Genomic DNA, 22826 nt, shown 5'->3' on the forward strand with positions numbered 1-22826 from the left:
TCGGGGGTCTTCAGGTGGCTTTGACGACAATCGCCGTAATGTTGTCGGGGGCGCCCCGGGTCAGGCCCAGGTGCACCAGGCTGCGAACCACGTCATAGGGGTCGGCGTGCACCAGCACATCGCGGATCTCGGCGTCCTCGGCGGTCTTGTTCAGGCCGTCGCTGCACAGTAGGTAGGTGTCTCCGGGCAACACCTGGAACGGCACCATCGACAACTCCAGTTGCGCCTCCACGCCGATGGCCCGGGTGACGATGTTCGCCCGCGGGTGCACCCGCGCCTCGGCCTCGCTGAGCAGGCCGCTGTCCTGCAGGTCCTGGACGTAGCTGTGATCGCGCGAAATGCTCTCCAACTGGCCGTCGCGCAGGCGATACAGGCGACTGTCGCCGGCCCACAGGCAGACGCCCTCGGCGCCGCGTACCGCCAACAGCACCACGGTGCTGCCCATCATGGCCACGCCACGGTTGGCGGTTTCCTCGCGCACCGCGGCATTGACCTCGGCCAACCGCGTGCGCAGGGCCGTGGTGTAGATCGCCAGGGCGTCCGAGGGTGGAACGCGGCGCAGGGTGTCGACGATCAGGCTGCTGACATAGTCCCCCGCCGCGTGTCCGCCCATGCCGTCGGCCACCACCCAGAGCCCGGCGCCGGGCAGTTCCAGGAAGGCGTCCTCGTTGATCTGTCGGACCATGCCAACATGGCTGTAGCTGGCCGACTGGTAAGTGATTGCAGGTGCGTGAGCCATCTAGATCGATGCCCCCTTGCCCAGAAGAAAACTGCCGAAATCGGCGGTCGCCGGCAGGCCCGCGCAACGCATCAGTCCCGCCTCGATCCGCTGCGAGCCACGCCCCCACCAGAGGCTGCTGCCGACGCAGGCCTGTTCGGCCAGGGCGCTGACACGGCTCGGCGCGTCGAGCGCGGCCAGGCGCTGCAATCCGACGAAGTCGCTGGAGGGCACCTTGTTGGCGAACGGCAAGCCGCCCAGGTCCTCGACGCCCTGATCGAACACCTCGAAGCCAGCGCCCTCTTCCAGGGTCGCCAGCAACAGGGTTTCGACCTGCTCGAACCAGCTGTCCGCGCCGCCGAGCACCGCCGTCAAGGCGTGTCCGGGATCGAGGGGCTGGGCCACGGTCAGCGGAAAGTAGCGCCCGACCCGATCGATGCTTGGCATCAACACCCCAGCCAGCGCATCCGGCCCGCAGACACCCGCGGCCAGCACAAAACGCCAGAGCGGACTGACCAGGTACACGTTCAGCCAATCAGCCCCCAATTGCTGCTGGCTGGCGAGCAACCCCGAGGCCAACCAGGCATCCCAGGGCTGGATAAAGCTCTGCGGCAGGCCGCGGCTGACAAAGTCGCCGCGACTGGCCAGCTTGCCGTAGAAACCTGCTGTCGTCATAGCCGCTCCGGCAGGCTGAAGCCGCTGAGCACGCGGCTCTTGAACGGGTTGAAGGCACTGCTCGCGCGCAGTTCGTAGGAAATGCTCGCGCCGTCCACCCGCAGCCGCAGGTTGAAACGATCCGGTGAGTTACCCGCCACCAGGTCCGATTGCTCCAGCAGGCGGAACCAGGCCCAGGGCCCGTCCAGGGTGATCCCGGAGCGCCCGCTGGCCGACGGCGGCGAGATCGACAGGCGAACCACGCCGACGCTGCCGGGGTTCGGCCATTGCATCGCCACCGGCCGACTCGGACCGTGGTCATAGCCGACCTGCTGGCCGTCGAGCTCAAGCTGGAACTGGCTGATGGAAGCGTCCATCGCCACCGGTTTGAGCTCAAAACGCACGGTCGGCTGGGTGCCGCCGGAGCGGAAGAACGCATCGCGAATCGCCGCGGCACGCTGGAAGGTCTGCAACACCCCGGGCGAGATGCCCAGTTTCTGCGCCGCTCCCGGCTGCCAGCGCCAAGGCGTCGTCGAAGTGTCGACGTAGGGTTGCAGGTACTTGCGGAAGTAGTTGTCCATCACCCCACCGACCCCGAAGAACAGGCCGAAGTCCTCCAGCGTCGCATCCCGGGCACTGCCAGGCGCCAGCGGATAACGGCCACTGAGGGATTGCCGGTAGACGTTCACCACTTCACTGGTCCAGGCCGCGTTCAGTTGGCTGCGCACGCCCCCCATCATGCTATTGGTAGTCGAGCTGACCACCGATTTGACCAGCCCCTGGACCAGCGGTGGCTGGCGTTCGGCGGTCAGGCTGACCCGCGTCGCGGCGGCCGAGGCCTGGTTCTTCGCCTCGCCGAGCAGGGCATCGCCGCTGGCACCGGACATGGCGCTGACCTGCACATAGAGCGCATTCAGGTCCGCCAGCAAGGCGTCGATGGCCGCCGGCTCGCCTTCGCCCTTGTTGACCAGGGCATTGAGCTCGGCGAAGTGCGCGCTCACCGGGTCCTGGCTGTCCACTGGCGCGCTGTTGCCCGCCGCCTGTTCCTGACCGAGCAGGGAGCCCAGGCGTTGCTTGAGCTGGTCGACATTACCCGCGACCGGCTTGCCCTGGGCCGCCAGCAGCCGTTCTTCCTGTTGCAGATCGGTTTCCTTGGCCACCGCCAGCAACAGTTTCTTCAGCGGCGAGGTCGGACCGGAAATCACCCGCAGCACGTCGGAGGCCTGGGCCACGCTGGTGATCGGCACGAAGTCGATATCGGCGAGCAAGGCGTCCCACTGGCGCAGGTAGTCCTGGAAATACAGGCGCCGCACATCCGCCGCCAGGCTGGCGACATTCTGCTGTTCGGCCGGGTCGCGACCCAACACCCACTGCTCTTCGGCCAGGGTATTGGCTTGGTTCAGGCTGGTCAGCAGGAAGGCCTGTCGATAACCCTTGACGGTGAAGAAGCCGCTCAGGGGATCGCCCAGGGGCTTGCCGCTCTTGCGACTGAACACCAACGCCGCATCCCGTCCGGCGGCCTCGTTCAGGCGAAAGTCCGGCACGCCTTCCGGCAGTTTCTGGCGTTTGACCCGGTCATAGACCCGTTGCGCCACCGGCAGTTGCTGCAGTTGCCGGCGCAAGTCGTCGATCAGCCGCTCGTCCAGCCGGGCATTCGGTGGACGACGCTCGAACAGCGCTTGCAGATGTTCGCCGAGGGCGGCGCGCTGCTCCGGCGGCAAATCCCGCGGCAGGCTGCGGTCCCAGTCGAGGGCGATCCAGGCCTTGATGAACTGCGGGTCGTAATGCTCGTTGTCGGCCAGCATCAAGTAGGCTTTCAGGCCCTCGTAAAGGAAGTCCGAATTGCCGCCGCTGTGCAGTTGCTCCTCGACACGGGTCAGCAAGCGTGGCGCGAACACCGCGATCAGCAACTTGCGATAGACGCTGGCGGATTCGGCTTCGAGCATGTCGCCCTGGTACAGGCCCAGGCCTTCGGCCCAGCCCGGCGCGTCGCCGGCCAGGTACTTGACCGCATTGAGCAACGGCAACACCGCCAGCACATCGCGTTGCGCCGAGCTGAGGTTCTGCACGCTCTGACCCAGGGGCGCGACCTTCTGGTCGACCTGGGCGATGTACGCCTCGTTGGCGCGGAAACTCACCCACCAGAGCGTACCGACCACCAACACCACCGCGACCGTGGCCGCCAGCACCCCGCGTGCCAGCCATTTACGGCGTTGTTCGACCTTGGGGTTGACCCCCACCAGACCACGCTCGGCGAAGGCCACGGCGGTGAACAGCTTCTCGATGAAGTAGCTGCGCCCGCTGCCCGTCTGGCGCGCCAACTGCTGGCGGTCCAGGTTCATGCTCTGGGCCATGGCGCCGATCAGGCGGTCGATGGGGCTGCCTTCCTGGGTGCCACTGGTGAAGTACACGCCGCGCAGCAAGGCACGATCTTCATAGGCATTGGGCTTGAACACACCGTCGAGGAAATCCTGCAGGCAGGTCTTCAATGCGCCGAACTGCTGCGGGAAACCGTAGATCAGGTCGCGCCGTGCCGGGTCGCGCTCCTGTTGCAGACGCTCCACCAGCCGCGCATTGAGGCGCTGCTCAAGGCCGGCAAATTCTTCGCGGAACCGCACCAGCGGCCCTTCGGCGTGCTTGCCGTCGTCCAGGTCAAAGGTCATGCCCCAGACCTGGGCCCGCTCTTCCTTGCTCAGGGCGTCGAAAAACTCCATGAACCCTGGCACCAGGTCGAGCTTGGTCAGCATCAGGTAGATCGGGAAACGCACGCCGAGCTGGGTATACAACTCCTGGATCCGCGCGCGGATCGCCGTGGCATGGGCGGCGCGCTCGGCGTCGGTGCCGAGCAGCAGGTCCGACAGACTGATGGCGATAAAGGCACCGTCGATGGGCCGCCGTGAACGCTGGGTCTTCAACAGGTCGAGGAAACCCAGCCAGGCCGCCTTGTCCACCTGGGCATGGCTGTCCTGGGTGGTGTAGCGCCCGGCGGTGTCCAGCAGCACCGCTTCGTCGGTGAACCACCAGTCGCAGTTGCGTGTACCGCCGACACCGCGGATCGCCCCGGCGCCGAACTGCGCGGCCAATGGGAAATGCAGCCCGGAGTTGACCAGCGCGGTGGTCTTGCCCGAACCCGGCGGGCCGATGATCACATACCACGGCAGCTCATACAGGTTGCGACGCTCGTCACCGCCGAGCTTGGCTTTCTTGAGCAGCGCCAGGGCCTCGGCCATGCGCTGGCGCAGGGTCGCCAGTTCCTCGGCGGTGGCGACACTGGCGGGATCCGGCGGGGTTTCCGCGGCCAGGCTCTGCATGACCTTGGCCGCCTGGCGCCGGGCCTGGATCAGGCGGAACACGCGGTAGGCGATCCACACCGCGAAAATCAGCACGATCAGTGCCCAACGCCGCCCCTCCGGCACCAACACTTCCAGCAATGGGCCGACGAACCAGATGATCAGGCTCAAGGCGATCAGCCCCAGCAACGGGATCACCCAGCGAACGACAAAACCAAAAAACGCCTTCACTCGACTCCCTCCGCCAAGACTGTGATTTCCACCCGACGATTCTTCGCCCGACCCTCGGCCGTGGCGTTCGAGGCCAGCGGTTCGGTGTCGCTGCGCCCTTCGGCGCTGAAGCGCGCAGGCGTGCCAGTCTTCGCCGCGAGGATCTGCAACACCTGCTCGGCGCGGGCCTGGGACAGCGCCCAGTTGGACGGGAAGCGCAGGGTCGCGATGGGCCGGTTGTCGCTGTGACCGGTGACCCGCACCTGGCCCTTCACTTTGCCAATGGCATCGGCGATACGCAGCATCAACGGCTGGTAGTCGTCGACAATGCTGGAACTGGCCGAGGCAAAGAGTTCGTCGCCGCGAATGGTGACCACCGAGCGGTCGACCTTGTCTTCCACCGCAACCTTGCCGGCCTTGATGTCATCGGCGAGGAAACCGGCCAGGCGTGGCCGCTCCACCACCTTGGGCTGGACCACCGGACGGTCGATGGTCTGCACCGGGATCTCGCCCAGCGCGTGGATATTGCGAAACACCGGCTCGGCATCGGCGGCCAGCTTCAGGCGCAGGCCGAACAACAGCGCCAACAGCAATGCCAGGCCGATGGCGATGCCGACCCAGGGCGGCATGAACTGGCTCAACCGGTCACGCGCCACTGTCAGGCCGCGCCAGTGCGGCGACAGCTCGCGCTCGTATTCGCCACGGGCACTGCGAATCGCCGCGCTGGTGCGTTCGCGCAGGGCATCGAGCTGGCTGCGCCCATCGATCATCACCCGGTAACGGCCTTCGAAGCCCAGGCAGATGCACAAGTACAACAGCTCCAACAGGTACAGGCGCTCGCGCGGGCTTTGCAGGCAATGGTCGAGCAACTGGAAGACTTTCTCGCCCCCCCAGGCTTCATTGTGCACGGTGATCAGCAGGCTCTGCTTGCCCCAGTCGCCGCCACTGCCCCAAGGCGTGCTCAGCACTGCCTCGTCGAGAGCGGTGCACAGCGCATAGCGCGCCAGCAACACGTCGTTGCGCGCAATACCGGCGCCTTCGGCGCGTTCCTCGAACTGCCGCAGATAGGCCAGCAACTGCGCCCGCAAGCTGGCCGGCGCTGGATGGGCAATGGTGTTGCGCAGCCGCGTCAGCAGAGCCAGCAAGGGCCCGGCGGCGCTCTCCAGCGGGTTCAGGCCTTGCGACTGGCCGACCGGCAGCGGCGCGGCCGGCACCGACAGCGCTGCCGCAGGTTCAGCCCGGGCGGGCTCCGGCGCCCGGCCACCGGGGCGCGGCATGAACTGGGTACGGTCGTTGGCGGGCACCGATTGGCCCGACGGATCATCGTTGGCACTCATCGCCGCTTACCCTCGGATGGCCCAGAAGGCCAGGTTCAAACCGGGAAAATCGCCGGCGACATGGAACGCAAAGCCACCGGAGTTCTGCAGCTGCTTCCAATGCTCGCTGCCCCGGTCGAGTTCGTAGTAGGTCGACCCGGCATGGAACGGAATCTGCCGCGGCGCCACCGGCAGCGGCAGCAGGCCGATACCCGGCAGTTGCAAGTTGACCAGGTCGCGGATGTGCTCCACCGAACCGACCTTGCTCTGCTGGGCGAAACGTCCGCGCAGGGTTTCGCTGGGGATATCGGCGCGCACCACGAGGATGAAGCTGGCGTTGTCGATCAGGCTGCGGTCGGCCAGCATCGCCACATGGATGCCATAGGCTTTCTCGACAATCGGAATCGGCGTCGCCTTGCTGTCGATCAGCATCGACAGGGCTTCGCGCAAGGCTTGCATGACCGGAGCGAAGCTCAACGCCAGGTCATCGTGCTGATACGCCGGGAACGCGGCGGGACGCCGACCGCTGCTGGCGAACGTGGAAAACTCACCAGCCAGGCTCACCAGCTCGCTGTACAGGCGCTCCGGGTGCAAGGGGCTGATCTGGTTCAGATGGCTGATCAATGGTTGGGCGCGGTTGACCAGTTGCAGCAGCATGAAATCGGCGATCTCCGAGGCACCACCGGCGCCCGAAGCCACCACCCGCCCGGCCAGGGCCTCGCCACGCTGGTGCAGCAGACCCAGCAGTTCACTGCGAAACGCCATCAGCGGCTTACTCGCCGCGACGTCGAGTACCGGCGGCACATAGCTGTCGTCGAGGACCAGGGCGCGGTCGGCACGTTTTTCCTTGACCCGTACCAGCCCAATGGCGGCGTAGTCGCCCAGGCCATCCTCGCCGGTCAACAAGCGCAAGGCCCGCGAACCCAGGGCCACCGGCGCACGGTTCTCGAACGGCGCGTTATCGTCACGTACTTCGCGGACCTGGCTCAGGTAGCGTGCGCCGCCCAGTTCCTCGCCTTCGTCGACGGTGTCCCGCGAGCCCGCGCGCTTGAGCGGCAAGGCCAGATAGACCAGGCCATCGCGCAGATGGTCTGCGATGGTCAGCGGGCTCGGTGCCAGGTCATCAACGGGAATGTTGAACGGCGTGCCGTCCGGCAACAGGCCCCGGGCCGAGACGATGGCCAGCTTGCCCTGGGCCAGCAGGCCCTGGTCGATCAGCAGCTCGGAAAAACCCCAGGCGCCGACGGCCAATGGGCGGCTGCGGGCATCGATCAGGTTTTCCAGATAACGGTCATGCTGCTGGAAGTGCTGCGTTCCAATGAACATGCCTTCCGACCAGACCACTCGATTGTTCCAGGACATGGCTTCTCCGTTTGCCTAGGGGGCGGTGCGGGTTGGGGTCACGACGACGGCGCTGCGCACGGCACGCACATCGAGGCTGATCTGATAGTCGTTGAGCTGCTTGGGGGCGATGGTCAGCAGCGTGCGCCAGAGCGCTTGGTCGATCTCGCGATAGCCCACCACCAGGCCGACCTGACGGGTCGCCGGGTTGAGTGCCCGCTCGAGACTCATCTGCTCGCCAGGCTGGACCAGGACTTCGTCCTGGTCGATCAGGTCGGCACCGAGGGTCGCCTGGGCACGTTCGGCCAGGGCGAAGTAGTCGGCACGATTGAAGTTGGCGCTGTTCTTCAGCTCGAAAATCCGCACGCGCACGGGGGCGGGCACGCCGTCGGCACCGGGATTGAGACCGGCAATGGCGTGGAAATGCAGGGAAGCGCTGGCGCTATCGGCAACGGGCGCCTCGGCGGGTGGTGGAGCAACCGCGTCCTTGGCACATGCGCCGAGCAACAGCGTGAGGGCTGCGGCCAGTAAAACTCGGTAAATCATCCTGCGTCCTCAATGACGTTATGAACTTTCCGTTAAATCCTGTTTTGCGACCAAGCCTTGGAACTGTGGTGCCTATGCTGGCCTCTTCGCGGGCAAGCTGCGCTCCCACAGGTTTTGCGCCGTACACAAAACCTGCATACGACTCGTTCTATTGTGGGAGCGGAGCCTGTCCGCGAAGAGGCCCTCGAGATCGCTAAAAGCTTCGCGGCGCCTGCTCCTACAGGTCCGTGGCGTTCTCAATGCCTTATCCCTTGCGCAACCGCGCACTGTGTTCCTCATACGCCCGACTGAACTCCCGACCGAACAGGTCCTGGAAATCCTCTTCGGCCTCGCGGGAAATATTCGTGTACAGCTCGGTGAACTGCTGCCAGTACTGGGCCTGGCGCGAACCGCTGAACAAGGTCGACAAACCGCCAGGCTTACCCATGCGGGTCTCCAGCTCCGACGGCTCGAAACGCTTGAGCAGGTGCTTGATCGCCGCTTCCACTCCGGCCATCACCGCCATCTGGTGCGCCCGCAGGTCATCGAAACTGTCGCTGACCGCCTGATCCGGCGCCATGAACGCCTGGTTGCCGTGACGCAGCAGCAGGAGCAGCGCTTCATCGGCATTCGGGGCGAATTTCAACGGGTTGTTTTCCACCGGGCGAATCAGCGTCTGCTGCATGCGGAACTCACCCTTGAGACTGCTGCGGGCCCGCAGCACATCGATCAGACCTTCGACCATCAACCGGTAGCTGCGGCCAATGGCTTCCATCTGCGCTTCCACCTGGGCGGTGTCGATACGCAACTGGTCGAGACCGGCCCCGCGCAGGAAGGCTTGCAACAAATCGGCCTGGGCAGCACCGGACGCCGCCAGCACGGGGGTCGGCTGACCGAGCGGGGCCACCGTGGGCGTGGATGTCGGTGTCGGTGTCGGTGTCGGTGTCGGTGTCGGTGTCGGCTCGACGATAGCCTCGGCAATCGCCACGGCAACAGGTATCGGCGCGCTGAGCGGCGCCTTGGGCGTATCGCCGAACAGATCCCAGTCTTCGGGAATCACCCCCGCGCCTGGCGCTTTCGGTATCACCACGGGTGCCGGGCCGGCCACTGGCGTCGGCGGACGAAAGTCATGTTGCTGGGCGGGTACATGGTCCGGCTGGGTCGCCGGAGGAATACTCGACGGCGCCAGGAAATCGAACAAATCCGGCAGCGTGTCCAGCGCCGAAGCGCCCTGGAAATGCGCGGCCGGGGTATTCACCGGCGACGCTACGGGTGCGGCGGCGGCCCGCCCCATCAACGCTTCGAAGCTGTTGGACGAATCGCCACCCGACAGACTCTCGTGGGCCAGTTGCAGATTGAAATCGATACGCGCACTGATCTCGTACTCACCGATGCGGATGACCTCGCCGTCCTGCAACGGCTCGCTGTTACCTCTGCGCAAGCGGATACCGGCATGAACCAATTCCACACCATTGGTACTGTTATCGGTCAGATAGTAACGACCATCCTTGTATTGAATAACGCAATGTTTCGAGGAAACCAGCCGCTCCGGATCGGGAAGCACCCAATCATTCTCGGAACTACGGCCAATTGCCATCATCCCCGTATCCATGGATTTCTCCGGACATTGACCAGGGGTGATCTTGTGATAACTAGTGATAGTCAAACACAGCGACATTGCGCCTCCTTGCTGTACTTCCACGCACGAGCCACCCAGCACAAACGCCTTGTGCCGGGTCCCGCCAGGGTCATGAGAATCCTGGAAAAAGCCTATTTATTTCAGCCAGTTCGCCGAACCTTGTGGATTCTACCTACAAAACTCTTAAAAACGCACACCGTCTGACTCAGTGGTCGACAGCCTTGACGAGTGTGTCACAACGGTAACAAAGGGCCGATAGCTTACCTTGACAAGCCATAACTACTACACCAAAAATGCACAACTTCTTGCTTATAGATGATGGCCAAATGATGCCACTCTGTATATATCAACAAGAAATATGAGAGTTTTCTGAAGGAACTTTCGCAACAAACGCCTGACTATCCAGCAGGCCGATAAGGAGATCGATTTTGGTGGATGTGCCGTTGTTGCTCGCCGCTGTTTCAGCGAACTCGCCCTGTGGCGAGGACCTGGAATATGACGCGCAATTCTTACAGTTGGAGCGTGACGCCCAAGGCAAACCCGAGCGCATCATGGGCGACTCGGTGCAAGCGGCCGAACCTCCGGCGTGGCGCGCCATCGAGCAGTCGAGCACGGCGCTCCTGCAACGCAGCAAAGACCTGCGCATCACCCATTTTCTCGTCCAAAGCGCCCTGGCCCTCGACGGCCTGCCGGGTCTCGCCAAAGCCCTGACCCTGGTCAGCCAGATGCTCCAGCAGTACTGGGATGAACTCTATCCGCTGCTCGATGCCGATGATGACAACGACCCCACGGTGCGGATCAACGCGCTCTCGGGCCTGGCCTGCGACACCAATATCCGCCTGCTGCGCGAAAGCCTGCTGACCCGCTCCCGGGCCTTCGGCAGCGTGACCCTGCGCGCGGCGCTGAATGCCAGCGGCCTGCAAGGTTTCTCCGACGAAAGCCTGAACCCCGACGAACTGGCCGGCGCCCTGCGCGACAGCGACCCCGAGCAACTGGCCACCGTGCGTGGCGCGCTCAATGAAGCCCGCGACGCCGTCGACAGCATCGAACGCTTCGTCAGCGACCAGGTCGGCTCGGCCCAGGGGGTCGATCTCAGCGCCCTGCGCCAGCCACTCAAGCTGGCCTTGCAGATCCTCGCGCAATACGCGCCCGGCACTGACGCCGACACTGACGCCGGCGAATCAACCGAGAATCAATCCGAGCTGGCACCCGCTGGACACGACCACCTCGCCGCGGCTCCGGCAGCCAGCCGCGGCGTACCGCCGGGCGAGATCGGTAACCGCGATGACGTCCTGCGCAGTCTCGATCGGCTGCTGAATTACTACTCCCGGCACGAGCCCTCCAGCCCGCTGCCGGTGCTGTTGACCCGGGCCAAGAACCTGGTGCACGCCGACTTCGCGACTATTGTCCGCAACCTGATTCCCGATGGCCTGTCCCAATTTGAAAACCTGCGGGGCCCCGAGGGCGAATAAGCCCGTCGGGACCCCGCCGCTTAGTTAACGGCAACCACCGATAACGCCAACACCGTCGCTTGAGCGACCAGGAGCAACAACGTGGCGAACACCAGCTCTCAGAAATTCATTGCGCGCAACCGCGCGCCACGGGTCCAGATCGAGTACGACGTAGAGCTCTACGGTGCCGAGAAAAAGGTCCAGTTGCCCTTCGTCATGGGCGTGATGGCCGACCTCGCTGGCAAACCCGCCGAACCCCTGGCGCCGGTCGCGGACCGCAAGTTCCTGGAAATCGACGTCGACAACTTCGACTCGCGCCTCAAGGCCATGCAACCACGCGTGGCGTTCAACGTACCGAACGAACTGACCGGCGAAGGCAACCTGAGCCTGGACATCACCTTCGAGAGCCTGGACGACTTCAGTCCGGCCAACGTCGCGCGCAAGGTCGATGCCCTGAACAAGCTGCTCGAAGCCCGTACCCAGCTGGCCAACCTGCTGACCTACATGGACGGCAAGACCGGCGCCGAAGAAATCATCATGAAGGCCATCAAGGATCCGGCGTTGCTCCAGGCCCTGGCGAGTGCGCCAAAGCCCCAGGACTCCGAGCCCAGCGCTTAATCAGGACGAACGATCATGACCCAGTTGCAGCAAGACAATCAGGCGTTGCCCGGCACCACCACCGAGCCCAGCGAATTCGCCAACCTGCTGATGCAGGAATTCAAGCCCAAGACCGAGCGTGCCCGCGAAGCCGTCGAGGGCGCCGTGCGCACCCTGGCCGAACAGGCCCTGGCGCAGACCGACCTGGTGTCCAACGACGCCATCAAGTCCATCGAATCGATCATCGCCGCCATCGACGCCAAGCTGACCGCGCAGATCAACCAGGTGATCCATCACCCGGAGTTCCAGCAGCTGGAAAGCGCCTGGCGCGGCCTGCACTACCTGGTCAACAACACCGAGAGCGATGAGCAGCTGAAGATCCGCGTGCTGAACATCGCCAAGCCGGAACTGCACAAGACCCTGAAGAAATTCAAGGGCACGGCCTGGGACCAGAGCCCGATCTTCAAGAAGATGTACGAAGAGGAATACGGCCAGTTCGGTGGCGAACCCTACGGCTGCCTGGTGGGCGACTACTACTTCGACCAGTCGCCGCCGGATGTCGAACTGCTGGGCGAACTGTCCAAGGTCTGCGCGGCGATGCACGCGCCGTTCATTGCCGCCGCCTCGCCGACCGTGATGGGCATGGGCTCGTGGCAGGAACTGTCGAACCCGCGCGACCTGACCAAGATCTTCACCACCCCGGAATACGCCGGCTGGCGCTCGCTGCGTGAGTCGGAAGACTCGCGCTACATCGGCCTGACCATGCCGCGCTTCCTGGCGCGCCTGCCCTATGGCGCCAAGACCGACCCGGTGGAAGCCTTCGCCTTCGAAGAAGACACCGACGGCGCCGACAGCGCCAAGTACACCTGGGCCAACGCGGCCTACGCCATGGCGGTGAACATCAACCGTTCGTTCAAGCACTATGGCTGGTGCTCGCGGATTCGCGGTGTCGAATCCGGCGGCGAAGTGCAGAACCTGCCGGCGCACACCTTCCCCACCGACGACGGTGGCGTGGACATGAAGTGCCCGACCGAAATCGCGATTTCCGACCGTCGCGAAGCCGAGCTGGCGAAGAACGGCTTCATGCCGCTGCTGCACAAGAAGAACACCGACTTCGCCGCATTCATCGGCGCCCAGTCGCTGCAGAAACCGGCCGAGTACGACGACCCGGACGCCACCGCCAACGCCAACCTGGCCGCGCGCCTGCCGTACCTGTTCGCCACCTGCCGCTTTGCGCATTACCTCAAGTGCATCGTGCGCGACAAGATCGGCTCGTTCAAAGAGAAAGACGAGATGCAGCGCTGGTTGCAGGACTGGATCCTCAACTACGTGGACGGCGATCCGGCCCACTCCACCGAAACCACCAAGGCCCAGCACCCACTGGCCGCGGCGGAAGTGGTGGTCGAGGACGTCGAGGGCAACCCGGGTTACTACACCTCCAAGTTCTTCCTGCGGCCGCACTACCAGTTGGAAGGCCTGACGGTTTCGTTGCGCCTGGTATCCAAGCTGCCGTCGGCGAAAGGGGCGTAACCCCCAACCCTGGCGGGCAACGCCATTCCTTGTAGGAGCCGAGCTTGCTCGCGATCGAGTGCGCAGCACTCGCAAAACCAGCGGACGCGGTCTTCCTGAAAGACCGGGGACTCAGGATTTACGACCGCTTCGCGGCCGATCGCGAGCAAGCTCGGCTCCTACAAAGGACCGCGTTATCCGTCACAACAGCGAACCCGCCGCCAACCGCGGCGAGTGCTGGCTAACAACATCGTGGTGAAGACCACACTGGAGAAAACATGGCTGTTGATATCTTCATCAAGATCGGCGACATCAAGGGCGAGTCCCAGGACAAGGCTCACAAAGAGGAAATCGACGTCCTCAACTGGAGCTGGGGCATGTCCCAGTCCGGCAACATGCACATGGGCGGTGGCGGCGGCGCCGGCAAGGTCAATATCCAGGACCTGTCGTTGACCAAGTACGTCGACAAGGCTTCGCCGAACCTGATGATGCACTGCGCCAGCGGCAAGCACATCGACAAGGTCACCCTGGTGGTACGCAAGGCCGGCGGCGAAAGCCAGGTCGAGTACATGAAGATCGACCTGGAAGAAGTGCTGGTCACTTCCCTGAGCACCGGCGGTTCGGGTACCGACGATCGCCTGACCGAGAACGTGACCCTGAACTTCGCCCAGGTCATGGTCGAGTATCAGGAACAGAAGGCCGACGGTTCCAAACAAGGCGGCCCGGTCAAGTTTGGCTGGAACATCCGCTCGAACACCAAGCGCTGATCCCCACGCCCCCCCGACGCTCAGCGTCGGGGGGGCGTCCGGCATTACCCCGAATTCGATTCATTCCCGGTGTCCGAGCATGGCCAAGCCTTCGTTTCCCGTTCAGTGGCGCCGCCGTTGCGCAGTGTCCAGCCCCTGTGACGTCGCGCGATGAGCAACGTGCCGAGCGATCTCACCCTGCGCGAACGCCTGCAACCGTCGTTGCTCGACCGTTTGACCGACGATGAACCCGGCAATCTCCAGGAAGGCAGCGACAAGCGCGTCCTGTCCCTGAGCCAGCTCAAGGCCTCGGTGCTGCGTGACCTGACCTGGCTGCTCAACAGCACCAGCCTGCTCGACGCCGATGCCACGTTGCACACCCCGGCCGGCACCTCGGTCATCAACTACGGCCTGCCAGCACTGGCGGGCAACAGTGCGTCGAGTATCGACGTGGCCGCCCTCGAACGCCTAATCCACACCGCCATCGCCACTTTCGAACCGCGCATCCTCAGCCATACGCTGCGGGTCCGGGCCCAGGTCGCCTATGGCGAGATGAACCACAACGCCCTGAGCTTCGAAATCGAAGGCGACCTCTGGGCGCTGCCGGCGTCGCTGCCGCTGCTGCTGCGCACCGACCTCGACCTGGAATCCGGCCATGTGCGCGTGGTTCCCGCCGAGCAACGGAGACGTTCATGAACCCGCGCCTGCTCGACCTGTACAACCAGGAACTGCAACACGTGCGCGAAAGCGCCGCCGAGTTCGCCAAGGAGTACCCGAAGATCGCCGGGCGCCTGACGCTGTCCGGGCTCGACTGCGCCGACCCTTACGTCGAGCGCCTGCTGGAAGGGTTCGCCTACCTCACCGCCAGGGTCCAGCTCAAGCTCAACGCCGAGTACCCGACCTTCACCCACAACCTGCTGGAAATCGCCTACCCGCATTACCTGGCGCCGACGCCATCGATGACCGTGGTGCAACTGCAGACCGACCCGAACGAAGGCTCCCTGGCCGGCGGTTTCACCCTGCCCCGCGACAGCGTGTTGCGCGCCACCCTGGGCAAGGACACCCAGACTTCCTGCGAATACCGCACTGCCCACGCGGTGACACTATGGCCGTTGCAAGTCAGCCAGGCCGAATACTTCGGCAACCCATCGGCAGTGCTCGGACGCCTGGCCGCCAGCGAGCCAAAAGCCAAGGCCGGCCTGCGCCTGACCTTGCGCAGCGGTGCCGAATTGCCGTTCAACCAGCTCGACCTGGACAGCCTGCCGCTGTACCTCAACGGTGCCGACGAACAGCCGTTTCGCCTGTATGAGCAATTGCTGGGCAATGCCTGCGCGGTGTTCGCCCGGGCCCCCGCTGGCGATTGGGTCGAACGCCTGCCCGTTGATGCCTTGCGCGCCTGCGGCTTCGACGACCGCGAAGCGGCGATGCCGGTGGTGCCACAAGCCTTCCAGGGCTATCGGTTACTGCAGGAATACTTCGCCCTGCCCCAGCGCTACCTGTTCGTCGAATTCGCCGAGCTGGGCCGCGCGGTCAAGCGCTGCGCCGGCCAGGAGCTGGAACTGATCGTGCTGTTCGAGCGCTTCGACCCGAGCCTGGAAAGCAGCGTCGGCGCCGCGCAGTTCGTGCCCTTCTGCACCCCGGCGATCAACCTGTTCCCGCGCCGGGTGGACCGTATCCACCTGTCCGAACGGGTCAACGAACACCACGTGATCGCCGATCGCACCCGGCCCATGGACGTCGAAATCCACTCATTGACCGGCGTCACCGGCCACGGCACCGGCCCCGACCAGCCGTTCCTGCCGTTCTATGCGGTGCGCGATCCGTCCCGCTACGGCCGCGACCAGGCCTACTACACCCTGCGCCGCGAACCGCGGGTGCTGTCCAGCGAACAACGGCGCAAAGGCACCCGCTCGACCTACATCGGCAGCGAAACCTTCATCAGCCTGGTGGACAGCCGCCAGGCGCCCTACCGTCACGATTTGCGCCAGCTGGGCGTCAGCGCCCTGTGTACCAACCGCGACCTGCCGCTGTTCATGAATGTCGGCAGCGGCAAAAGCGACTTCACCCTGGCCGACAGCGCCCCGGTCTCGGCGATCCGTTGCCTGGCCGGGCCCAGCCGGCCACGGGCCAGCCATGCCCACGACAACCAGGCCTGGCGCCTGATCAGCCAGTTGTCTCTGAACTACCTGTCGCTGAGCGAAGCCGGCCAGGGCGCCGCCGCCTTGCGCGAACTGCTGCGCCTGTACGGCGAGAGCAACGACGCCGCCCTGCAACTGCAGATCGAGGGCCTGCGCGAGGTCAGCAGCAAACCCTGCACCCGGCGCCTGCCGATGCCCGGGCCGATCGTCTTTGGACGCGGCCTGGAGATCACCCTGGAATTCGATGAAAACGCGTTTCGCGGCACCGGGGTGTTCCTCCTCGGCGCGGTGTTCGAACGCTTCCTGGCACGCTACGTGTCGATCAACAGTTTTACCGAGACGGTGATCCGTACCACCGAACGCGGCGAGATCATGCGATGGAAAGCCAAGCCCGGACGCCGTCCGACCCTGTGAGCACGCTCACGGCGATGCAGGCCGAACCCTGGGAATACGATTTCTTCCAGGCATTGCGGCGTATCGAGTGCGAATCGCCGCACCTGCCGCGCTTCGGCCATTCCCAGCGCCTGGCCGACGACCCGTTGCGCCTCGGCCAGCAGCTCGACTGCGCCTTCGCCCCGGCCACCCTGGCGTCCATGACCCCGGCCGGCGACACCACGCCGGCCCGGCTCGAGCAGTTCTTCTTCGGCCTCGGCGGGCCCAACGGCCCGTTGCCGCTGCACCTGACCGAGTACATGCGCGAACGCCAGCGCAACAATGCCGACAGCACCAGCAAACGCTTCCTCGATATCTTCCACCATCGCCTGTTGAGCCTGTTCTACCGGGCCTGGGCCGAAGCACGGCCGACCGTCAGCCACGACCGCCCGGACGATGACTACTGGTCCGCGCGCCTGGCCGCCCTGAGTGGCCGGGGCATGCCCAGCCTGCTCAACCAGGGCCTGATCCCGGACACCGCCAAGTTGCATTTCAGCGGCCACCTCGCCGCCCAGACCCGCTACCCGGACGGCCTGCGCGCCATCCTCGAAGAGTATTTCGGGCTGCCGGTACGGATCGAGGAATACGTCGGCCAATGGCTGCACCTGCCGGAGCGCAGTCGCCTCGGCGTCAGCGCCAACCAGTTGGGCGTCGACTTCTGCCTGGGCCGGCATGTCTGGGACCGCCAGCACAAATTCCGCATCCGCATCGGCCCGCTCAAGCTGGTCGACTACATGGGCCTGCTGCCCGACGGTGAACCCTTCCGCCACCTGGTGGCCTGGGTCGCCGAATACCTGGGGCACGAACTGGACTGGGACCTGAACCTGGTCCTGGAACGGCCACAAGTGCCCAAGCTGCAACTCAACGGCCAGTTCCGCCTGGGTTTCAATACCTGGCTCGGCCAACCCCAAGAAGATGCCGAAGACCTGATCCTGGCCCGGCACTACGCCGATCAGGCCACCTCGGCCCACCATTCAAGGAGCCCGGACCATGGGTGAAATCAGCCGCGCCGCGTTATTCGGCAAACTCAACAGCGTCGCCTACAAGGCCATCGAAGCCGCCACGGTGTTCTGCAAGCTGCGGGGCAACCCCTATGTGGAACTGAGCCACTGGCTGCATCAGTTGCTGCAATTGCAGGACTCGGACCTGCACCGCCTGATCCGCCAGTTCAATCTCGAGCCGGCGCGCCTGGCCCGCGACCTGACCGACGCACTGGACCGCCTGCCGCGCGGCTCGACCTCGATCACCGACCTGTCGTCCCACGTCGAAGAAGCCGTGGAACGCGGCTGGGTCTACGGCAGCCTGATGTTCGGTGAAAGCCAGGTACGCACCGGCTACCTGATACTCGGCATCCTCAAGACCCCGAGCCTGCGCCATGCCCTGCTGGCGCTGTCGGCGGAGTTCGACAAGATCAAGGTCGAGGCCTTGAGCGAGCGTTTCGACGAGTACGTCGGTGATTCGCCGGAAAACCACCTGGGCGCCAGCGACGGCTTCACCGCCGCCGCGGTACCGGGCGAAGCCAGCGGCGCCATGGCCCCCAGCGCCATGGGCAAGCAGGAAGCGCTCAAGCGTTTCACCGTCGACCTGACCGAACAGGCCCGCAGCGGCAAGCTCGACCCCATCGTCGGCCGTGACGAAGAGATCCGCCAGTTGGTCGATATCCTCATGCGTCGGCGCCAGAACAACCCGATCCTCACTGGTGAAGCCGGCGTCGGCAAGACCGCCGTGGTCGAAGGCTTCGCCTTGCGCATCGTCGCTGGCGACGTGCCGCCGGCCCTCAAGGATGTGGAACTGCGCAGCCTTGATGTCGGCCTGCTGCAAGCCGGTGCGAGCATGAAAGGCGAGTTCGAACAACGCCTGCGCCAGGTCATCGAAGACGTCCAGGCCTCGCCCAAGCCGATCATCCTGTTTATCGACGAAGCCCACACCCTGGTCGGTGCCGGTGGCGCCGCCGGTACCGGTGACGCGGCCAACCTGCTGAAACCCGCCCTGGCCCGTGGCACCCTGCGCACCGTGGCCGCGACCACCTGGGCCGAGTACAAGAAGCACATTGAAAAAGACCCGGCCCTGACCCGCCGCTTCCAGGTGGTGCAGGTCGCCGAGCCGTCGGAAGACAAGGCCCTGTTGATGATGCGCGGCGTCGCCTCGACCATGGAGAAACACCACCAGGTGCAGATCCTCGACGAGGCGCTGGAGGCTTCGGTGAAGCTGTCGCACCGCTATATCCCGGCGCGCCAGTTGCCGGACAAATCCGTCAGCCTGCTGGATACCGCCTGCGCCCGGGTCGCCATCAGCCTGCACGCGGTGCCCGCCGAAGTCGACGACAGCCGCCGGCGTATCGAAGCGCTGGAAATCGAGTTGCAGATCATTGCCCGCGAGCATGCCATCGGCGTCGATACCGCCGCGCGCCGTAGCAACAGCGAGAACCTACTGAACGCCGAGCGCGAACGCCTGGCCGAGCTGGAAGTACGCTGGGCCGACGAGAAAGCCCTGGTCGACGAACTGCTCGCCACCCGCGCCGAACTGCGCGAAAGCGCCGGTGTGGTGGACCGCGAGGCTGGCACTGAACAGAGCCACGTCCTGCGGGAAAAACTGGTCGACCTGCAACGGCGCCTCAGCGCCCTGCAAGGCGAAAGCCCGCTGATCCTGCCGACCGTGGACTACCAGGCGGTGGCCTCGGTGGTCGCCGACTGGACCGGCATTCCGGTGGGCCGCATGGCTCGCAACGAACTGGAAACCGTGCTCAACCTCGACCAGCACCTGCAAAAACGCATCATCGGCCAGGACCATGCGCTGCGGATGATCGCCAAGCGCATCCAGACCTCCCGCGCCGGCCTCGACAACCCGAGCAAGCCGATCGGCGTGTTCATGCTCGCCGGCACCTCGGGCGTGGGCAAGACCGAAACCGCCCTGGCCCTGGCCGAAGCCATGTATGGCGGTGAGCAGAACGTCATCACCATCAACATGAGCGAATTCCAGGAAGCCCATACCGTCTCGACACTCAAAGGTGCCCCGCCCGGCTACGTCGGCTACGGCGAAGGCGGCGTGCTGACCGAAGCGGTACGACGCAAGCCCTACAGCGTGGTGCTGCTGGACGAGGTAGAAAAGGCTCACCCGGACGTGCACGAGATCTTCTTCCAGGTCTTCGACAAGGGCGTGATGGAGGACGGCGAAGGCCGGGTGATCGACTTCAAGAACACCCTGATCCTGCTCACCACCAACGCCGGCACCGAACTGATTTCGCACCTGTGCAAGGACGCCGACAACGTGCCCGACCCGGAGGAGATCGCCAAGGCCCTGCGCCAGCCGCTGCTGGAGATTTTCCCGCCGGCGTTGCTCGGGCGCCTGGTGACCATTCCGTACTACCCGCTGAGCGACAGCATGCTCAAGGCGATCACCCGCTTGCAGTTGGGGCGGATCAAGAAGCGCGTGGAAAGCACCCACAAGGTGGCCTTCGATTTCGACGACGCGGTGGTCGACCTGATCGTCTCGCGCTGTACCGAGACCGAAAGCGGCGGCCGGATGATCGACACCATCCTGACCAACAGCCTGCTACCGGACATGAGCCGCGAATTCCTCACCCGCATGCTCGAGGGCAAGGCGCTGGCGGGGGTGCGGATCAGTGAGCGGGATAACGAATTGCATTACCAGTTCAGCGACGCGGGCGCCTGAGTCTATAGCGAATTGTGGCGAGCGGGCTTGTCGGAACGCCGCACCGCCGCTCTCGACTGCGAAGCAGTCGAAAAACCGGTCACTTCGGTCTACCTGATACACCGAATTCGCTGGTTTCAGGGGTGCTTCGCACCCCAGCGCGGGCAAGCCCGCTCGCCACAGAGGCCCGCCCGGCCACCACAATATCCAGAGATAAGCCATGCTATTCACCCAAGCCACCCGCCTGGCCCAGATCAACAGCCCTCTCGGGCCGGATGTCCTGTTGCTCAAGGATTTCGGCGGCGGCGAGGAGCTCGGGCGGCTGTTCGACTACGAATTGCACCTGACCTCCAACGACGGCGCCCTGGACCTCAACCAGTTGCTGGGCAAGCCCATGAGCCTGTCGTTGCAGGTCCAGGGCGGCCTGCGCCACTTCCACGGCATCGTCGCGCGCTGCAGCCAGAACGTCAGCCAGGGCCAGTTCGCCAGCTACTCGGTGACCCTGCGGCCCTGGCTCTGGCTGCTGACCCGCACCTCCGACTGCCGGATCTTCCAGCACCAGAGCATCCCGCAGATCATCAAGCAGGTGTTCCGCGACCTCGGTTTCTCCGACTTCGAAGACGCCCTCAGTCAGCCCTACCGCGAGTGGGAATACTGCGTCCAGTACCGCGAAAGCAGCTTCGACTTCGTCAGCCGGCTGATGGAACAGGAAGGCATCTACTACTACTTCCGCCACGAGAAGGACCGCCACGTGCTGGTCCTGGCCGATGCCTACGGCGCTCACCACAGCGCCCCGGGCTACGAGTCGCTGCCCTACTACCCGCCGGACGGCCAGCATCGCGAGCGCGACCACCTCAACGGCTGGCACCTGGCCCAGGAAGTCCAGCCCGGCTCCCTGGAACTCAACGACTACGACTTCCAGCGTCCCAGCGCACGGATCGACGTGCGCTCGGCCATGCCACGGCCGCACACCGCCGGCGACTATCCGCTGTACGACTACCCCGGCACCTATGTGCAGAGCCAGGACGGCGAGCATTACGCGCGCACCCGCATCGAAGCCATCCAGAGCCAGCATGAACGCGTCGAGCTCAACGGTAACGCCCGCGGCCTGGGCTCCGGGCACCTGTTCAGCCTCACCGGTTTCGGCCGCCAGGACCAGAACCGCGAATACCTGATTGTCGGCGCGCGTTACTATATCGCCCAGGAAAGCCTGGAAACCGGTGCCACCGCAGCCGGCGCGCAGTTCGAAAGCAGCCTGAGTTGCATTGACGCGCAACAGAGCTTCCGCCCGCTGGCGAACACCGCGCGGCCCACCGTCAAGGGCCCGCAGACCGCCGTGGTGGTGGGCCCGGCCGGCGAGGAAATCTGGACCGACCAGTTCGGGCGGGTCAAGGTGCACTTCCACTGGGACCGTCACGACCAGTCCAACGAAAACAGCTCCTGCTGGATTCGCGTGTCACAAGCCTGGGCCGGCAAGAACTGGGGCTCGATGCAGATTCCGCGGATCGGCCAGGAGGTCATCGTCAGCTTCCTCGAGGGCGACCCCGACCGGCCGATCATCACCGGTCGGGTCTACAACGCCGAACAGACGGTGCCTTACGACCTGCCCGCGAATGCGACCCAGAGCGGCATGAAAAGCCGCTCGAGCAAGGGCGGCACGCCAGCCAACTTCAACGAAATCCGCATGGAAGACAAGAAAGGCGCCGAGCAGCTGTACATCCATGCCGAGCGCAACCAGGACATCGTGGTCGAGGTCGACGAGAGCCATTCGGTGGGCCACGACCGCAACAAAAGCGTCGGCCACGACGAGACGGTGACCATCGGTTCGGTGCGCCTGCGCGCGGTCAAGGATGACGACATCCTGGTGGTCGGCCGCAAGAAGACCGACAGCATCAGCCAGAGCTACGTCATCGAGGTCGGCGAAAACCTGCGCCTGGTCTGCGGTGAAAGCGTGCTGGAGTTGAATGCCAGCGGCCAGATCAACCTCAGCGGCGTGCAGATCAGCTTCCATGCCTCGGGCGATGCCGAATTCAACACCGGCGGCACCCTGCACCTGAACAACGGCGGCGGCCCCGGCGCAGCGCCCGAAGGCCAGGGCGTCAAAGGCAGCATCGACGCCAGCGTCGAGGCAATGTTCCCCAAGCCCAAATAACGAGACCCGCGAGCCATGACCTACCGCCTCAATGAATTCCAGTTCACCCTGCCCGAGAGCGAGCTGCTGGACGCCTCGATCAATATCCTCAAGTTCCCGGAGCTGGGCACCTCGCTGATCGTCAGCCGCAGCCAGCTGGCCGAGGGCGAGACCCTGCAGAGCAACTTCGACGCCCAGCTCAAGCGCCTGGAGCAACAGGTCCAGGAACTGCGCTACCAGCCGGGCCAGGCCGTGCGCCTGGGCGCCGATCAGTCGGTGGACGGCATCGAACTGCGCAGCCAGTTCAGCAAGGGCGCGGAGAAGGTCTTTCAGTACCAGCTCGCGCTGGTGCTGCCGGGCACCCGCAAGATGCTCGCCCTGAGCTACGTCAAGGCCGACAAGCTGGGAGATGCCGAAGCCGCGCATTGGGCAACCATCAAGCAGTCCCTGCAATTCGACCGGGTATCGTAACGAGCGC

General features: G+C 64.8%; 17 protein-coding genes. 10 read left to right on the top strand and 7 right to left on the bottom strand.

Annotated features, from left to right (window positions below; all coding sequences use genetic code 11):
- Positions 1–10: 10 nt before the first annotated feature.
- The 7 genes from PFEN_RS30115 to tagH all read right to left on the bottom strand — a co-directional run bounded on the left by PFEN_RS30115 (position 11) and on the right by tagH (position 9732).
- Positions 11–739 (bottom strand): PP2C family protein-serine/threonine phosphatase, encoded by a 729-nt coding sequence (locus PFEN_RS30115; protein WP_191490194.1) that lies wholly within the window; start codon positions 737–739, stop codon positions 11–13.
- Positions 740–1393 carry a type VI secretion system-associated protein TagF gene (gene tagF / locus PFEN_RS30120; protein WP_191490195.1) on the bottom strand — a complete coding sequence of 218 codons (654 nt, stop codon included), beginning with the start codon at positions 1391–1393 and terminating at the stop codon, positions 740–742.
- Complete coding sequence (gene tssM, locus PFEN_RS30125; protein WP_191490196.1) at positions 1390–4893, bottom strand: type VI secretion system membrane subunit TssM; 3504 nt, start codon at positions 4891–4893, stop codon at positions 1390–1392. Before tssM ends, tagF begins: the two co-directional genes overlap by 4 nt.
- Positions 4890–6209, bottom strand: coding sequence for a DotU family type VI secretion system protein (locus PFEN_RS30130; protein WP_191490197.1), 1320 nt, complete (start codon positions 6207–6209; stop codon positions 4890–4892). The genes tssM and PFEN_RS30130 overlap by 4 nt, the downstream gene beginning before the upstream one ends.
- Before the next feature lie 6 nt (positions 6210–6215).
- Positions 6216–7550, bottom strand: coding sequence for a type VI secretion system baseplate subunit TssK (gene tssK, locus PFEN_RS30135; protein ID WP_191490198.1), 1335 nt, complete (start codon positions 7548–7550; stop codon positions 6216–6218).
- A 15-nt stretch (positions 7551–7565) separates the two neighbouring features.
- On the bottom strand, positions 7566–8075 hold the full coding sequence (gene tssJ, locus PFEN_RS30140; RefSeq protein ID WP_191490199.1) for a type VI secretion system lipoprotein TssJ: 510 nt from the start codon (positions 8073–8075) through the stop codon (positions 7566–7568).
- Positions 8076–8319: 244 nt separating this feature from the next.
- Positions 8320–9732, bottom strand: coding sequence for a type VI secretion system-associated FHA domain protein TagH (tagH, locus tag PFEN_RS30145; RefSeq protein WP_191490200.1), 1413 nt, complete (start codon positions 9730–9732; stop codon positions 8320–8322).
- A 392-nt stretch (positions 9733–10124) separates the two neighbouring features.
- Between tagH and tssA the strand changes: the two genes are divergently transcribed.
- The 10 genes from tssA to PFEN_RS30195 all read left to right on the top strand — a co-directional run bounded on the left by tssA (position 10125) and on the right by PFEN_RS30195 (position 22819).
- On the top strand, positions 10125–11165 hold the full coding sequence (gene tssA, locus PFEN_RS30150) for a type VI secretion system protein TssA (protein WP_191490201.1): 1041 nt from the start codon (positions 10125–10127) through the stop codon (positions 11163–11165).
- An 81-nt stretch (positions 11166–11246) separates the two neighbouring features.
- Complete coding sequence (gene tssB, locus PFEN_RS30155) at positions 11247–11762, top strand: type VI secretion system contractile sheath small subunit (protein ID WP_191490202.1); 516 nt, start codon at positions 11247–11249, stop codon at positions 11760–11762.
- A 15-nt stretch (positions 11763–11777) separates the two neighbouring features.
- The gene (gene tssC / locus PFEN_RS30160; RefSeq protein ID WP_191490203.1) at positions 11778–13271 is read left to right on the top strand and encodes a type VI secretion system contractile sheath large subunit; all 1494 of its coding nucleotides are present in this window, start codon (positions 11778–11780) and stop codon (positions 13269–13271) included.
- Between the two features lie 257 nt (positions 13272–13528).
- Positions 13529–14017 carry an Hcp family type VI secretion system effector gene (locus PFEN_RS30165; RefSeq protein WP_191490204.1) on the top strand — a complete coding sequence of 163 codons (489 nt, stop codon included), beginning with the start codon at positions 13529–13531 and terminating at the stop codon, positions 14015–14017.
- Positions 14018–14167: 150 nt separating this feature from the next.
- Positions 14168–14692, top strand: a complete 525-nt coding sequence (gene tssE, locus PFEN_RS30170) for a type VI secretion system baseplate subunit TssE (RefSeq protein ID WP_412071486.1) — start codon at positions 14168–14170, stop codon at positions 14690–14692.
- On the top strand, positions 14689–16548 hold the full coding sequence (gene tssF, locus PFEN_RS30175; RefSeq protein WP_191490205.1) for a type VI secretion system baseplate subunit TssF: 1860 nt from the start codon (positions 14689–14691) through the stop codon (positions 16546–16548). Before tssE ends, tssF begins: the two co-directional genes overlap by 4 nt.
- A complete protein-coding gene (gene tssG / locus PFEN_RS30180; RefSeq protein WP_191490206.1) occupies positions 16512–17564 on the top strand; it encodes a type VI secretion system baseplate subunit TssG in 1053 nt (350 codons plus the stop codon). Before tssF ends, tssG begins: the two co-directional genes overlap by 37 nt.
- Positions 17557–20238, top strand: coding sequence for a type VI secretion system ATPase TssH (gene tssH / locus PFEN_RS30185; protein ID WP_191490207.1), 2682 nt, complete (start codon positions 17557–17559; stop codon positions 20236–20238). Before tssG ends, tssH begins: the two co-directional genes overlap by 8 nt.
- A gap of 199 nt (positions 20239–20437) precedes the next feature.
- Positions 20438–22369, top strand: coding sequence for a type VI secretion system tip protein TssI/VgrG (gene tssI, locus PFEN_RS30190; protein ID WP_191490208.1), 1932 nt, complete (start codon positions 20438–20440; stop codon positions 22367–22369).
- Between the two features lie 15 nt (positions 22370–22384).
- A complete protein-coding gene (locus PFEN_RS30195; protein ID WP_191490209.1) occupies positions 22385–22819 on the top strand; it encodes a DcrB-related protein in 435 nt (144 codons plus the stop codon).
- The last annotated feature ends 7 nt before the right edge of the window (positions 22820–22826 follow it).

Source organism: Pseudomonas sp. FEN (genome assembly GCF_904067045.1).
In the GTDB taxonomy this organism is placed as follows: Bacteria; Pseudomonadota; Gammaproteobacteria; order Pseudomonadales; family Pseudomonadaceae; genus Aquipseudomonas.